This window comes from Ensifer adhaerens (assembly GCF_028993555.1).
GTDB classification, from domain to species: Bacteria; Pseudomonadota; Alphaproteobacteria; order Rhizobiales; family Rhizobiaceae; genus Ensifer; species Ensifer adhaerens_I.
Window position 1 is genome coordinate 615,127 of the sequence record NZ_CP118610.1, and the last position, 12,979, is coordinate 628,105.

At 63.0% G+C, this 12,979-nt stretch carries 12 protein-coding genes; 7 read left to right on the forward strand and 5 right to left on the reverse strand.

The window, feature by feature from the left end; all coding sequences use genetic code 11:
- Positions 1–54: 54 nt before the first annotated feature.
- A complete protein-coding gene (locus tag PWG15_RS02845) occupies positions 55–723 on the forward strand; it encodes a GntR family transcriptional regulator (protein WP_275022995.1) in 669 nt (222 codons plus the stop codon).
- A 61-nt stretch (positions 724–784) separates the two neighbouring features.
- Here PWG15_RS02845 and PWG15_RS02850 read toward each other — a convergent pair whose 3' ends face one another.
- Complete coding sequence (locus PWG15_RS02850) at positions 785–1,465, reverse strand: ArsR/SmtB family transcription factor (protein ID WP_275022996.1); 681 nt, start codon at positions 1,463–1,465, stop codon at positions 785–787.
- Between the two features lie 94 nt (positions 1,466–1,559).
- Between PWG15_RS02850 and PWG15_RS02855 the strand changes: the two genes are divergently transcribed.
- The 3 genes from PWG15_RS02855 (at position 1,560) to PWG15_RS02865 (ending at position 3,500) form a co-directional block, all read left to right on the forward strand.
- Positions 1,560–1,880: an NIPSNAP family protein gene (locus PWG15_RS02855; RefSeq protein ID WP_275022997.1), complete on the forward strand. Its 321-nt coding sequence runs from the start codon at positions 1,560–1,562 to the stop codon at positions 1,878–1,880.
- 3 nt (positions 1,881–1,883) lie between these two features.
- Entirely contained in the window at positions 1,884–2,234 is a 351-nt protein-coding gene (locus tag PWG15_RS02860) for an antibiotic biosynthesis monooxygenase family protein (protein ID WP_275022998.1), read from the forward strand.
- A gap of 135 nt (positions 2,235–2,369) precedes the next feature.
- Positions 2,370–3,500, forward strand: coding sequence for a site-specific DNA-methyltransferase (locus PWG15_RS02865; protein ID WP_275022999.1), 1,131 nt, complete (start codon positions 2,370–2,372; stop codon positions 3,498–3,500).
- Between the two features lie 123 nt (positions 3,501–3,623).
- On the opposite strand, the gene PWG15_RS02870 is transcribed toward PWG15_RS02865, so the two are convergent.
- From PWG15_RS02870 to mutY, 3 genes are all read right to left on the reverse strand, one after another.
- Positions 3,624–3,980, reverse strand: coding sequence for a nuclear transport factor 2 family protein (locus PWG15_RS02870; protein ID WP_275023001.1), 357 nt, complete (start codon positions 3,978–3,980; stop codon positions 3,624–3,626).
- Positions 3,981–3,984: 4 nt separating this feature from the next.
- Positions 3,985–4,602 carry an HAD family hydrolase gene (locus PWG15_RS02875; RefSeq protein ID WP_275023002.1) on the reverse strand — a complete coding sequence of 206 codons (618 nt, stop codon included), beginning with the start codon at positions 4,600–4,602 and terminating at the stop codon, positions 3,985–3,987.
- An 81-nt stretch (positions 4,603–4,683) separates the two neighbouring features.
- Positions 4,684–5,772, reverse strand: a complete 1,089-nt coding sequence (gene mutY, locus PWG15_RS02880; RefSeq protein WP_425536732.1) for an A/G-specific adenine glycosylase — start codon at positions 5,770–5,772, stop codon at positions 4,684–4,686.
- 93 nt (positions 5,773–5,865) lie between these two features.
- Between mutY and PWG15_RS02885 the strand changes: the two genes are divergently transcribed.
- The 3 genes from PWG15_RS02885 to smc all read left to right on the forward strand — a co-directional run bounded on the left by PWG15_RS02885 (position 5,866) and on the right by smc (position 11,001).
- Complete coding sequence (locus PWG15_RS02885; protein ID WP_275023003.1) at positions 5,866–6,372, forward strand: DUF721 domain-containing protein; 507 nt, start codon at positions 5,866–5,868, stop codon at positions 6,370–6,372.
- Positions 6,373–6,609: 237 nt separating this feature from the next.
- Positions 6,610–7,437 (forward strand): DsbA family protein, encoded by an 828-nt coding sequence (locus tag PWG15_RS02895; RefSeq protein WP_425536733.1) that lies wholly within the window; start codon positions 6,610–6,612, stop codon positions 7,435–7,437.
- Positions 7,438–7,539: 102 nt separating this feature from the next.
- The gene (gene smc, locus PWG15_RS02900; RefSeq protein WP_275023004.1) at positions 7,540–11,001 is read left to right on the forward strand and encodes a chromosome segregation protein SMC; all 3,462 of its coding nucleotides are present in this window, start codon (positions 7,540–7,542) and stop codon (positions 10,999–11,001) included.
- 155 nt (positions 11,002–11,156) lie between these two features.
- On the opposite strand, the gene PWG15_RS02905 is transcribed toward smc, so the two are convergent.
- Positions 11,157–12,977, reverse strand: coding sequence for a caspase family protein (locus PWG15_RS02905; protein ID WP_275023006.1), 1,821 nt, complete (start codon positions 12,975–12,977; stop codon positions 11,157–11,159).
- Between the last annotated feature and the right edge of the window lie 2 nt (positions 12,978–12,979).

Below are 12,979 nucleotides of genomic sequence, written 5' to 3' on the forward strand. Positions count from 1 at the left end.
AAACCGCCGTCCCGCTTGCTCGACAGCTTTGTTTCGCGGCTCTATCAGTAGGCGATGGAAAAGCAACCGGACGATACGCTCGCAAGTCGCATCAGCAGAGCTCTGGCCGAGAGGATCATCTCCGGTCTCCTCATGCCTGGAGAACGACTGCGGCAGGATCATATTGCCGAGGAATTCGGCGCGAGCCACGTTCCCGTTCGTGAGGCTTTTCGGCGGCTGGAGGCGCAAGGGCTGGCAGTCAGCGAGCCGCGGCGCGGCGTACGCGTCGCCTCCTTCGATTTGAAGGAGGTTCGGGAAGTCGCCGAAATGCGCGCCGTGCTTGAGGTTCTGGCGCTTCGCCATGCCATCCCGCACCTGACGGTGGCGATCCTCGACCGGGCGGAGGCGGCAACGGTTGCCGCTGACACCTCGCGCGATGTGCGCTCCTGGGAAGCGGCAAACCGCGCCTTCCACCGGTTGATCCTTGAGCCCTGCGGCATGCCGCGGCTGCTGGCCGCGATCGATGACTTGCATGCTGCAAGCGCCCGCTTTCTCTTTTCCGCCTGGCGCACCAGCTGGGAGGCGCGCACCGATCACGACCATCGCGCGATCCTCGCAGCCTTGCGGGAAGGTCGGGGGGAAGAGGCTGCCAAGATCCTCGAACGCCATGTCGGCTGGATCGGCAAGACGCCGGTGAGAACTGCAGCCGGCGAAACCCGCGAGGCGTTCTCGATCGTCGGTTAGAGCAATTCCAGGAAAAGTGCGAAGCGGTTTTCCGTCCGGAATTGCGTTGAAGCTTTCCGATCTATTGCGGAAACAGTTCCGAAAAAGCCTTGTCGCCATTGGCCGTGAAGCGGATGGCACGGCTGTTGGCCTCGCGCTTTGCCCAGCCCTTGTCGATGAACAGCGTCAGGAGCGCTTCGCCGAGCGAGCCGGCGAGATGCGAGCGACGCTCGCTCCAGTCGAGGCAGGTGCGACAGATCGGGCGGCGTGATTTCTTCAGCGCCGCATAATCGATGCCCAGCGCCTCGATCCGGCTCTGGCCGGCCGGCGTCAGCGTGAGGTCGTCGCCGGTAATCTCGATCTGCTTCTTGGAGATCAGGCTGTCATACATGCGCACGCCATAGTCGCCGGCGAGATGATTGTAGCAAACACGCGCCTTTCTGAGCGCCGGATCCTTCGGCCCCGGCCGATGGCGGTTCATGCCGCGGCTTGCAGCAAAGCCCATCAGGTTTTCGAGCATCAGCCCGACCTCGTCTTCCGCAAGCTGGAAGTAACGGTGGCGCCCCTGCTTGCGCTGTGTCAGCAGGCCGCCCGCCTCGAGCTTGGAGAGGTGGGAGCTCGCAGTCTGCAGCGTGATGCCGGCATGGGTGGCAAGTTCAGTTGCGGTAAGCGCACGGCCGCCCATCAGCGCCGTCAGCATGTTGGCACGGGCGGGGTCGCCGATCAGCGATCCGATGAGAGCGATGTCAGGGCCTTCCTTCATACTTCGATCGTAGTCGAAGCATCCCGGCCGAACAAGCAGGCATAGTCACATCATCGAAGGCCAGGCCAACCGCTTCGGCCATAAGGAGAAGACGATGATCACCTGCTTCATCCGCTACGAAATCGATCCCTTCAAGAAGGAGGAGTTCGCCACCTATTCGCGCAACTGGGGCGAGGCGATCCCACGCTGTGGCGCAGATCTCATCGGCTATTTCGGACCGCATGAGGGGTCTGCGACGACCGCCTACGGAGTCTACAACATCGAGAGCCTCGCGGCCTACGAGGCCTATCGTGCCAGACTTGCAGCCGATCCGCTCGGACGCGAGAATTATGCGTTCGCGCGCCGCGAACGGATTATCCTGAAGGAGGACCGGATCTTCCTGAGAAACGTGTCCGCGCCTGCCGGAGGTAAGTGAACAATGATTGCCGTCATCTTCGAAGTCCTGCCGGCCGAGGGCCGGCGCGACGTCTATCTCGGTATCGCAGCCGACCTGCGCCCGCTGCTCGACGACATCGATGGTTTCATCTCGATCGAGCGTTTCCAGAGTCTCACCAATCCCGACAAGGTTCTGTCGCTGTCCTTCTGGCGTGACGAGGAAGCGGTGAAGGCCTGGCGGAACGGCGCAGAACATCGCGCCGCGCAGGACGCGGGACGTCATGGAGTCTTCGCCGACTATCGCCTGCGCATCGCCTCCGTGATCCGCGATTACGGCTTGAACGAGCGCCATGAAGCGCCGGCCGACAGCCGCGCCTTTCACGGCTCCAAATGAATCGCCGCAGCAAAAGCTCTCACTAACATGGCGTGAATACGCACTTTTTCGGAGCGGCCTTCAGGCTTTGGTAACCATCTTCGGTAACCATAAGCTCCATAGTCCGTTCCGAGTAAGCGTATTTGCGAGTTGTCCATGTCTTCAGTTGTTTCGCTTGCCGAAGTCTCCCGCTCCACCCGCCCGTTGGGTTGGCTCGACAGCATCATCAAGGGTGACTGCGTTGCGGCGCTCAATGCGCTTCCCGACAATTCGGTCGACGTCGTTTTCGCCGACCCGCCCTACAACCTCCAGCTCGGCGGCATGCTGACACGTCCCGATCAGTCGGTGGTCGACGCCGTCGATGACGAATGGGATCAGTTCGCCTCCTTTGAGGCCTATGATGCCTTCACCCGCGCCTGGCTGCTCGCCTGCCGCCGCGTACTGAAGCCGACCGGCACACTTTGGGTCATCGGCTCCTACCACAACATCTTCCGCGTCGGCGCCATCCTGCAGGATCTGCATTTCTGGATCCTCAACGACATCATCTGGCGCAAGACCAACCCGATGCCGAACTTCAAGGGCCGCCGGTTCCAGAACGCTCATGAGACGCTGATCTGGGCGACGCCGAACGCCAGTGCCAAGGGCTACACCTTCAACTACGATGCGATGAAGGCGGCCAATGACGACGTGCAGATGCGCTCCGACTGGCTGTTCCCGATCTGCTCCGGTCACGAGCGCCTCAAGGACGACGACGGCAAGAAGGTGCATCCGACCCAGAAGCCAGAGGCGTTGCTTGCCCGTATCATGATGGCCTCGACCAAGCCCGGCGACGTCATTCTCGATCCCTTCTTCGGCTCCGGCACGACAGGTGCCGTCGCCAAGCGCCTCGGCCGCCACTTCGTCGGTATCGAGCGCGAACAGGACTATATCGACGCGGCCTCGGCGCGCATCGATGCGGTCGAGCCGCTCGGCAAGGCGATGCTCTCGGTCATGACCGGCAAGAAGGCCGAGCCGCGCGTTGCCTTCAACACGCTGATCGAGAGCGGCCTGATCAAGCCCGGTACGGTACTGACGGACGCAAAGCGTCGCTACAGCGCGATCGTCCGGGCCGACGGCACGGTCGCTTCCGGCGGCGAGGCCGGTTCAATTCACCGCCTGGGCGCCAAGGTCCAGGGGCTTGATGCATGCAACGGATGGACATTCTGGCACTTCGAAGACGGGAACACCCTGAAGCCCATCGACGAACTCAGAACCGTCATTCGAAATGATCTGGCAAAGCTGAACTGATCAACCAGTTCGCCAGATCCCTTCGAAAAGCGCTCCGACCGGTTTTGGTACCTTCAGTCCCGGAAGGAGAGCTTTAAATGCCCGGAATCCTCCAAAAGGGGATTCCGGGCATTTGTATTCTGACTAGTCGTCGTAGACCTCGATCGCGACGATCCGCCCCTGATCGTCGAACTGCAGATGTTCGATGCCTGTCCGTTCGATCCGCTTGCCGGTCGTCGCGTTCGTCGCCGTCAGTTGCCATTTGGTCCGGGCAGAGGTCGGTGAAAGGGTTTCGATCAGGCTGTCCCGCGCTATCTGATCCGGGTAGGTGACGAAGTAGTCGCGAAACGCCGAGATGATCGCCGTGCGCCCGACGAGGGCGCCGACACCATTGGATATATAGCGGGCGTCTTCGGCGAACGCCGCTTCTATGGCCGCGAAATCGAGGGCGTTGATCGCTGCATGGTAGCGGATGGCCTGGGTCGACGGATCGAAAGACATGGCGTCAGGGATGGATGCCGTAGGCCGAGAGGTCGACCTTCAGTTTCTCCGGATCGACGAAATGGACCGCGTGCCAGCCGGCGACGCGCGCGGCTTCGACATTCGGGATGCTGTCGTCGATGAAGAGGGTTGCCGACGGGGTAAGGTCGAAGGCGCGGGTATGCGTCTCGTAGATGGCGATATCGGGCTTGATCAGCTTGACGTCGCCGGAAACCGTGACACCGCGCGGCAAGGTCAGGAAGGGATAAAGGACCTGCGCCTCACGGAACGTGTCGGAGGCAAAATTGGTCAGCATCGTCACGTCGCGGCCTTCGGCGATCAACCGTTCCAGCAGCGAGACCGTCTCGACATAGGCGTGCGGCACCATCTCCTGCCAATGCTTGCGGAAGGCGCGGATGTGCTCTTCGCGTTCCGGATGGTCTTTGATCAGAAGCGCCTCGGCTTCCGCCCAGGGACGGCCACGGTCCTGCTCGATGTTCCAATCGTGGGTGCAGACATTGGCGAAGAACCACTCGCGCTCGGCTTCATCGGGAATGATGCGGCTGTAGGGCAGGTTGGGGTCGTAGTGGATCAGCACCTTGCCGATGTCGAAAACGATGTGGCGGATATCGATGCTGCTCATGGACGTATTCCTTGCTTGGTCTCTCGGGTCAGGCGCCAGATAGGGATGCGGACTAGAAAGCCGCGCATACTTTTTCCTGCTCTAGCGTTCCGCCTTGAATGCATGCGGGATCGCCTGGGCGATCGCCTTTTTCATGACTGTCGGCAGCGCCTGGGCCTTGAGGGAGTGAACCGGCTCCCACCAGCCATCGCCCTCCGTTCCGGCGCGCGCGACATTGGCGCGGTAGACGGAAAGGCGCAACTCGAAATGTGTGAAGACGTGACTGATGCTGCCGCAGTCTTCCCAGTTGGCGGCAAAAGGTTGTGAGGCGAGCGAGGTGTCGCCGTCCTGCCGCGATGTCCAGTCGGTGCCGGGCACTTCGGTCATGCCACCAAGAAGACCGGTTTCGATCCGCTTGCGCAGATAGACGGCATTGTCGGCATCGATTGCGACGAACGCAGCACCGCGACGGAGCGGCTTTTCCTTCTTCTGTGCCTTGCGTGGAAAGGTCTCGGGATCGGCAACCGAGAGTGCGCGACAGTGCGCACGGAAGGGACAGAGCGAGCAGGCAGGACGCTTCGGGGTGCAGATCGTCGCGCCGAGATCCATCATCGCCTGGGCGAAATCGCCAGGACGATGATCAGGCGTGAGGGTGGCGACCCGCGCCCGCATATCGGGTTTGGCTGCCGGCAGGGGCTTTTCGATCGCATAGAGGCGTGAGATCACCCGCTCGACATTGCCGTCGAGCACGGCGCTCTTGCGGTTGAACGCGATCGCCGCGATCGCGGCCGCGGTGTAGTCGCCGATGCCCGGAAGCGATTTCAGTCCGTCCTCCGTGTCGGGAAAACGGCCACCGTGACTGTTTGCGACAGCTTCGGCACATTTCTTCAGGTTGCGGGCGCGGGCATAATAGCCGAGCCCGGCCCAGGCCTTCATCACATCCTCATTGTCCGCGCGCGCCAGGTCATCGACAGTCGGCCACAGCGACAGGAACTTCTCGAAATAGGCCTTCACCGCCTGAACGGTCGTCTGCTGCAGCATGACCTCTGACAGCCAGACGTGATAGGGATCGGCAACGATACCTTGGCTCGCCATAGGTGGAGAGACCCGCCAGGGCAGGTCGCGGTGGTGCCTGTCGTACCATTCCAAAAGCAGGGGTGCGGCGTCGGCCGCCGGGATTGTATCGTGCATGATTTGCCGGGAGTTCTCTTTCCGGCCTATACTTGGCGAAGCGGAGCCGCGGCATCAAGGCTCAATCGACGTTGCATACAGAAAGTCGCTTTCGTGAGTGAGCAGAAGCCCCGCAAGGGTGTCGTCCAGATCAGCGAAGTCGCCAATGGCCTGATCGATCCGGTGCTTGCCAAGCGGGCAGGCATCAACACCATGCTGCTCGGCTCCTGGGACGAGATCGCCGGCGAAGAGTTTGCCGATTGCACCCGGCCGGAGAAGATCGCCTGGCCGCGCCGTGCTTCCGAGATCATGGGCGAGGGCGGGCATCAGCCGGGCGTTCTGACGGTCGCCTGCGAGGGCGCGCGCGCCCTGTTCCTGACCCACGCCCAGGGTGAACTGATCCAGCGCATCAACGGCTTCTTCGGCTTTTATGCCGTCGGTCAGTTGCGCATCGTCCAGAAGCCGGTGTCGCCACAGTTCAAGCACCGCGGCAAGCCCAAGCCGCTTTCGGGAGAACCGGCGCGCCGGCTGGAGACGATGGTCGAAGGCATCGAGAGCGAGGAGTTGAAGGCAGCCCTGCGGCGACTGGGCACCGCCGTTCTCAATCCGCGGCGCCGCTAAGGCACGGCGCGCAGTCGCCAAAGCGCGTCGCGCAAACGTGCGCAGCGGTCTTGCGCTAACGACATGCGGCAAATCAAAAGCTTGAAGTGCAGAGATCAGAAAGATCGCGATGCGCTTCAGCCGGGCCATCGGGCGGTCACAATTCTTTGAATTCTGTTGACGTCGCGCCACTTGCCGCCCTGCGCGCGGCAAGATATCGAATCCGCACTGCAATTCCCTCCGAACACGGGTTAAATCATGTCCGCTTCCGCAATGAACCTTACCAAACGCCTGCTCAGCGGTGCCGCCATCGCTACCGTTGCCCTGGTGCTTGCCGCCTGCAGCGACGAGAAGAAGGAAACGGCATCGACCGCGCCGACCGCGGCGAGCGAGACGGCGGCAAAGCCCGCTACGGACGCCATCACCACGGCATCGACGGCCGCGACCCCTGCAAGCACCGAGGCAAAGTCGGCCGCGGGCACCGAAGTCGCTCAGTCGACTGCCGCCCCCGTGAAGGTCGAGCTTCCTTCTTCGGAAGGTTCGGTCGATCAGGCAAAACTGCTCGAGCCGGGCGCCCTGCCTGAAATGGCGCTGGGCGAAGCCAATGCGCCGGTGACGATCGTCGAATACATGTCGATGACCTGCCCGCACTGCGCGGCTTTCCACAACAACACGTTCGAAGCGATCAAGACGAAGTATATTGACAGCGGCAAGGTTCGCTTCATCGTGCGCGAATTCCCGTTCGATCCGCGCGCCGCTGCCGCCTTCATGCTGGCGCGCTGCGCCCCGGAAGGCCAGTACTTCCCGATGGTCTCGATGCTGTTCAAGCAGCAGCAGCAGTGGGCTGCAGCCCAGAATGGCCGCGATGCGCTGCTGCAAATGTCCAAACTCGCCGGTTTTACACAGGAGAGCTTCGAGGCCTGCTTGACGAACCAAAAACTTCTGGATGATGTGAACTCTGTTATGCAGCGGGGCGCAAAGGATTTCGGCGTACAGTCGACGCCGACCTTCTTCGTCAATGGTGAGCACTATTCGGGGGACATGTCGGTTGACGTTATGTCGGCCCTCATCGACAGCAAGCTCTGATCCTTCGCTTTTCCGGAAAGCGGGCGACGGCAGCAGCCGTGCGCCCGCTTTTTTCGTTTGGGCTGACGGCACAGGGGGGTATCTTGCCCCAGCGTTGCCCGCATGAAGTTCAACAAGCTTCGCCTGCTCGGCTTCAAATCCTTCGTCGAACCGACCGAGTTCATCATCGAGCGGGGCCTGACCGGTGTCGTCGGGCCGAACGGCTGCGGCAAGTCCAACCTCGTCGAAGCGCTGCGCTGGGTGATGGGGGAGAACTCCTACAAGAACATGCGCGCCTCCGGCATGGACGACGTGATCTTTTCCGGATCCGGCAACCGTCCGGCCCGCAACACGGCGGAAGTCGGACTTTATCTCGACAACAGCGATCGCACGGCGCCGGCCGCCTTCAACGATAGCGACGAGATCCAGGTGACGCGCCGCATCGAGCGCGAGCAGGGTTCCGTCTATCGCATCAACGGCAAGGAGGCGCGCGCCAAGGACGTGCAGCTTCTCTTCGCCGACGCTTCGACCGGTGCGCGCTCGCCGTCGATGGTCGGGCAGGGGCGGATCGGCGAGCTGATCGCCGCCAAACCGCAGGCGCGTCGTCAGCTTCTCGAAGAGGCGGCCGGCATCTCCGGCCTGCACTCGCGCCGCCATGAGGCGGAGCTGCGCCTCCGCGCCGCGGAAACCAACCTTGAACGCCTCGACGACGTGACGTCGCAGCTCGAAAGCCAGATCGAGAGCCTGAAGCGCCAGTCGCGCCAGGCAAACCGTTTCAAGATGCTCTCGGCCGATATCCGCAAGCACGAGGCGATCCTGTTCCATATCCGCTGGGTGCACGCCAAGGAGGCGGAAGCCGAAGCGACGAGCCAGCTCAACCAGATCACGGCGCTGGTTGCGGAAAAGGCCCAGGCGCAGATGCAGGCGGCGAAGGATCAGGCGATTGCCAGCCTGAAGCTGCCGGAACTGCGCGAGAACGAAGCGCGGTTCGCCGCTGCTTTGCAACGGCTGCAGATCGCCCGCTCGCAGCTCGAAGAGGATGCCGGCCGTATCCTCCGCCGGCGCGATGAACTGCAGCGCCGGCTGGCGCAGCTTGCCGAAGATATCGCCCGCGAAGAGAGGCTCGTCGTCGACAATGCCGGCATACTGGCGCGGCTCGACGAGGAGGAGGCCGAACTCAGCGACATGCTTGCCGAGGCCGACGATCGCGCAACGGAGGCGCGCGAGCGTCTGGAGGAGGCGAACGAGAAGCTTGCCGGCAACGAAGTGCTGCTGGCGCGCTTGACCGCTGAGCGGGCCGAGGCGCAGGCCGGTCGCAACCAGCTGGAGCGGACGCTTCGCGACCTCTCGGAACGCCAGGCCCGCCTTGCCCGGCAGCTGTCCGATCAGTCGCGCGATCTCGACGAGCTCGACCGGCAGATGGCAGCGCTTCCCGACCCGCATGAAAAGCAGGGGCAGGTCGAAGTTGCCGAAGCTGCCTTGGAAGAGGCGGAAATCAGTGTGCTTGCGATCGAGGAGGCTCTGGCCGAGGCGCGGCGCGCGGAGGTCGAGGCGCGTCCGCCGGTTGATCGCGCACGCGCTACCCTTAACGGCATCGAAACGGAGGCACGCACGATCCGGCGCATGCTGGAAGCGGTAGCCGGCGGCGCCTATCCCGCTGTCGTCGAGGATATGAAGGTCGACCGCGGCTTTGAGACAGCACTCGGTGCAGCCCTTGGCGACGATCTCGATTCGCCGCTCGAAAGGGATGCGCCGGCGCATTGGCGGGCGCCGGGAGATCATGCCGGCGACGCCGGTCTGCCGGAGGGCGTTACGTCGTTGATTGCACACGTGAAGGCGCCGGATGCGCTGACGCGCGCGCTGAAGCAGATCGGCATCGTCGCCAACGAAGCGGACGCGGAACGGCTGCTACCGCTGTTGAAGCCAGGCCAGAGCCTTGTCACCAAGCAAGGTTCCGTCTGGCGTTGGGACGGGCACGTGACCGGCTCCGAGGCGCCAAGTGCTGCCGCCTTGCGACTGGCGCAGAAGAACCGGCTGGCAGAACTCGATACGGAAGCCGAAGGCGCCGCGGAGGCGTTGCGCCATGCCGAGGCCGGACTCGCGGCCGCCGGCATGCGGATCCGCGCCGAAGACGAAAGACTGCGGTTCGCCCGCGATGCGCAGCGCATGATCACGCGGCAACTCGCCGAGGCAAGGGATGCGCTCGCTGCTGCCGAGCGCGCCTCGGGCGATCTCGCCCGCCGACGCGCGGTACTGGCGGAAACGCGCAGCCAGATCGAAGCCCAGGTCGTGGAAGTGGCCGAGCAGATCGAAACGGCGAACGACGCGCTGGCAGATGCGCCCGATCTCTCTGAACTTGAATTGAAACTGCGCACACAGACGGCCGATGTTGCCGCCGATCGTGCCGCCGTTGCCGAAGCCCGTGCCGCCCATGACGGACTGGCGCGGGAGAACGAGGCCCGCCAGCGGCGCATTGCCGCGATTGGCGCGGAAAGGCAGACCTGGAAAGCACGTGCGGCGAGCGCTGAGGAGCATATTGCGACGCTCCGCGACCGCGAGGCCGAGGCTCGCGACGAAGTGGAAGATTTGATCGACGCCCCGGACGAATTCGATGAGAAGCGCCGTGCGTTGATGAACGAATTGCAGAAGGCCGAAGCGGCGCGGCGCGAGGCGGCCGACCTCCTCGCCGAGGCCGAAAATCACCAGCGCGAGGCGGACCGGCTGGCGGCAACGGCGCTGTCCGAGCTTGCAGAATCACGCGAAAAGCGCGGCCGCGCCGAGGAGCGCCTGGTCTCGGCCCGCGAGCGCCGCGTCGAGATCGAGGCACGCATCCAGGAGGCACTGTCCTGCGCGCCGCATGAGGTGATGCGCCTGACCGGACTTGCCGTCGACGAGGCGCTGCCGGACATGCGCAACATCGAGCGCGAACTGGAACGGCTGAAGATCGAGCGCGAACGGCTCGGCGCCGTCAACCTGCGCGCAGAAGAGGAGCAGAAGGAGCTTTCCGAAAAGCTTGCTCTTCTCCTCCGGGAGCGCGACGACGTCATCGAGGCGATCCGCAAGCTGCGCAGTGCCATCCAGAATCTCAACCGCGAGGGCCGCGAACGCCTGATCGCTGCCTTTGATGTGGTCAACGTGCAGTTCCAGCGGCTGTTCACCCATCTTTTCGGCGGGGGCACCGCTGAGTTGCAACTGATCGAGAGCGACGATCCGCTGGAAGCGGGCCTCGAAATTCTCGCCCGCCCGCCGGGCAAGAAGCCGCAGACGATGACGCTGCTTTCAGGCGGCGAGCAGGCACTGACGGCGATGGCGCTGATCTTTGCCGTGTTCCTCACCAATCCGGCGCCGATCTGCGTGCTCGACGAAGTGGATGCGCCGCTCGATGACCACAATGTCGAGCGCTACTGCAACCTGATGGACGAGATGGCGGCCTCGACCGAGACCCGCTTCATCATCATCACCCACAACCCGATCACCATGGCCCGGATGAACCGCCTCTTCGGCGTGACCATGGCGGAGCAGGGGGTATCCCAGCTTGTTTCCGTCGACCTGCAGACGGCGGAGCGCCTGCGCGAAGTCGTGTAAGTCCACATCAATTCGGCTATGAAACCCGGAGCGGTGCGCGACGCATCGCATGGTTCTGAGGTGTCGAGGCAGGGGAGCGCTGGAACCTTGTCGGCGCGGTAGGCCCCGCAAAGGGGCGCGATCCCCAGCCTTTGCCGGCGGGCTGCGAGCATCTGTCACTCGAATTCGAGAACAAAACTGCTGGTGCTGTCCAGCGGCGCCATATCGTCCCATGTTGTGACACGCAACGATCCTACGTCGGCCTTGCCCTCTCGATGGGCAAAGTACATTCCGACGTCGTCGCCCTTCTTGTCTTCGTTCGGCATATTGGCGAACCAATTCGAATAGACCATGGGCTCGCCGTCGTCCCAGCTCCAGCCGCCGCGCGGCTCCTTGCCCTGAGGCGACTGAACGAGACCGATCCAGGGACCCATCTTGTAGGTGACGGCGCTTCGCGGATCGTACCCGACGTTGAAGAAGCTCGCGTCCGAATTGAAGAGCGAGGCGACGAACTCGTTTTCCGCTTCCGACGTGATCGCAGCGAGATGCGCGCCGCAGAGCTTCGTCCAGAATTGCGCCGTGGAGGCAGGAATGTAAACGGGCGACTGGACGGCAACATAGAGATGGCCCTGAAACACGCCATAGACCATGTGGTAGTGCGGCAGGCAACTGACAGCTTTCAATATACGCTCGTCGGTCTCCAATCCTTTCAGATCGTCGATATTGTATTCGCGTGGTTTGGCGGCGCTGTAGATGCCGTCGGCGCTCTGCGAAAAGGCGATGCCGAGCGCCTTGGCCGTGAGCTCGCCAATGAAGCCGCTGATCGGCTGCCGATTCTGGCTCTGGTATCGCCGGATCGCAGCACGTGTCTGTTCGCCGAAGACGCCATCGGCCGCGCCGATCTCAAGTCCCTTTGCCGCAAGTGCCAGCTGGACATTCTTGCGTGCGTCCTTGTTGGGCAGCAATCGGTCTTCGATGGCCTGTCCCGTCGTGCTCTGGCTGCGAGAAACCGGCTCCATCTGCGCAAGCATCTGGCGTCCGAGTTGAGCATATTCGCCCGTGCGATGTTTTTCGACGAAGAAGCGCCAGATGCGTGCCGTGCCAACCCTCAGCGCCTTCTTGAAGTCGGCTTCGGCCGCGAGTGCTTCCGGGTCTATGGCCGGTGTGGCAACGGCGGGCTGGGCGGCCTGGGCATGCGGTGCTGCCGTCTCCGGTCCGAAGTAGAACTCCAGCGAAAGCGAAGACAGGATCTGCGGCTGCTGTTTGCCCTGTGTTTCCTTGCGCACGTCGCGCACGACCCGTTTGAAGGCGGTGCCGACTTCGAGGCCAGCGCCGGAGAGATTGGCGATCAGCGCTCGGGTGAACGGCGAATGTCCGTCGGTTCCGTCGGCTGCCACTTGTCCAGGGGCGGCAGCAAAGGCGACAAGAGTTCCGCCACCCTGGGTCTCGATCGGCGCCAGTCCTCTGGTCGCGCCGCCGCGGGTGGCACCCTCGACTTCGCGCGTAAGCCGCTCGGCGAGCGGATTGTTGCGGCAGGCATCGAGGAAGACCATCGATATCCTTGCACGTTTTTCCAGCGCGTTGATGATTTCGGACAGGGCTATGGTTTCGGCGGGAACATCGAACTCGCTTTCAAGCTTTGCGTCCGTCCCGATGAGAAAATTCTCGCCGCGCAACTGCATGCCATGTCCGGCGTAATAGAAAAGCGCGACATCCTCGGGGCCGATCTTGCGCGAGAAGTTTGAGAGCGCGCTGGCAAGACCTCGGCGATCGGCGTTGAGCACAAGATCGGTTTCAAATCCCTGCCCCTTGAGGAAGGTGCCGAAGGCTTCGGCGTCGCGCGAGGCATTAGGCAGCGTTCCTGCCACCACGTAGTTCGTCATGCCGACGACAAGCGCCAGCCGTTTGCCGCTTCCTTCAGCAAGAGCACTTCCCGTCGCAAGCGGCATGATCAGAGCGGAAAGGACCAAAAGCAGCAGCTTCACACGCCAATTCATGA

Coding starts and splice junctions, on each gene's coding strand:
- PWG15_RS02845 (WP_275022995.1), top strand. CDS start 55: ATGGAAAAGCAACCGGACGATACGCTCGCAAGTCGCATCAGCAGAGCT.
- PWG15_RS02850 (WP_275022996.1), bottom strand. CDS start 1,465: ATGAAGGAAGGCCCTGACATCGCTCTCATCGGATCGCTGATCGGCGAC.
- PWG15_RS02855 (WP_275022997.1), top strand. CDS start 1,560: ATGATCACCTGCTTCATCCGCTACGAAATCGATCCCTTCAAGAAGGAG.
- PWG15_RS02860 (WP_275022998.1), top strand. CDS start 1,884: ATGATTGCCGTCATCTTCGAAGTCCTGCCGGCCGAGGGCCGGCGCGAC.
- PWG15_RS02865 (WP_275022999.1), top strand. CDS start 2,370: ATGTCTTCAGTTGTTTCGCTTGCCGAAGTCTCCCGCTCCACCCGCCCG.
- PWG15_RS02870 (WP_275023001.1), bottom strand. CDS start 3,980: ATGTCTTTCGATCCGTCGACCCAGGCCATCCGCTACCATGCAGCGATC.
- PWG15_RS02875 (WP_275023002.1), bottom strand. CDS start 4,602: ATGAGCAGCATCGATATCCGCCACATCGTTTTCGACATCGGCAAGGTG.
- mutY (WP_425536732.1), bottom strand. CDS start 5,772: ATGCACGATACAATCCCGGCGGCCGACGCCGCACCCCTGCTTTTGGAA.
- PWG15_RS02895 (WP_425536733.1), top strand. CDS start 6,610: ATGTCCGCTTCCGCAATGAACCTTACCAAACGCCTGCTCAGCGGTGCC.
- smc (WP_275023004.1), top strand. CDS start 7,540: ATGAAGTTCAACAAGCTTCGCCTGCTCGGCTTCAAATCCTTCGTCGAA.
- PWG15_RS02905 (WP_275023006.1), bottom strand. CDS start 12,977: ATGAATTGGCGTGTGAAGCTGCTGCTTTTGGTCCTTTCCGCTCTGATC.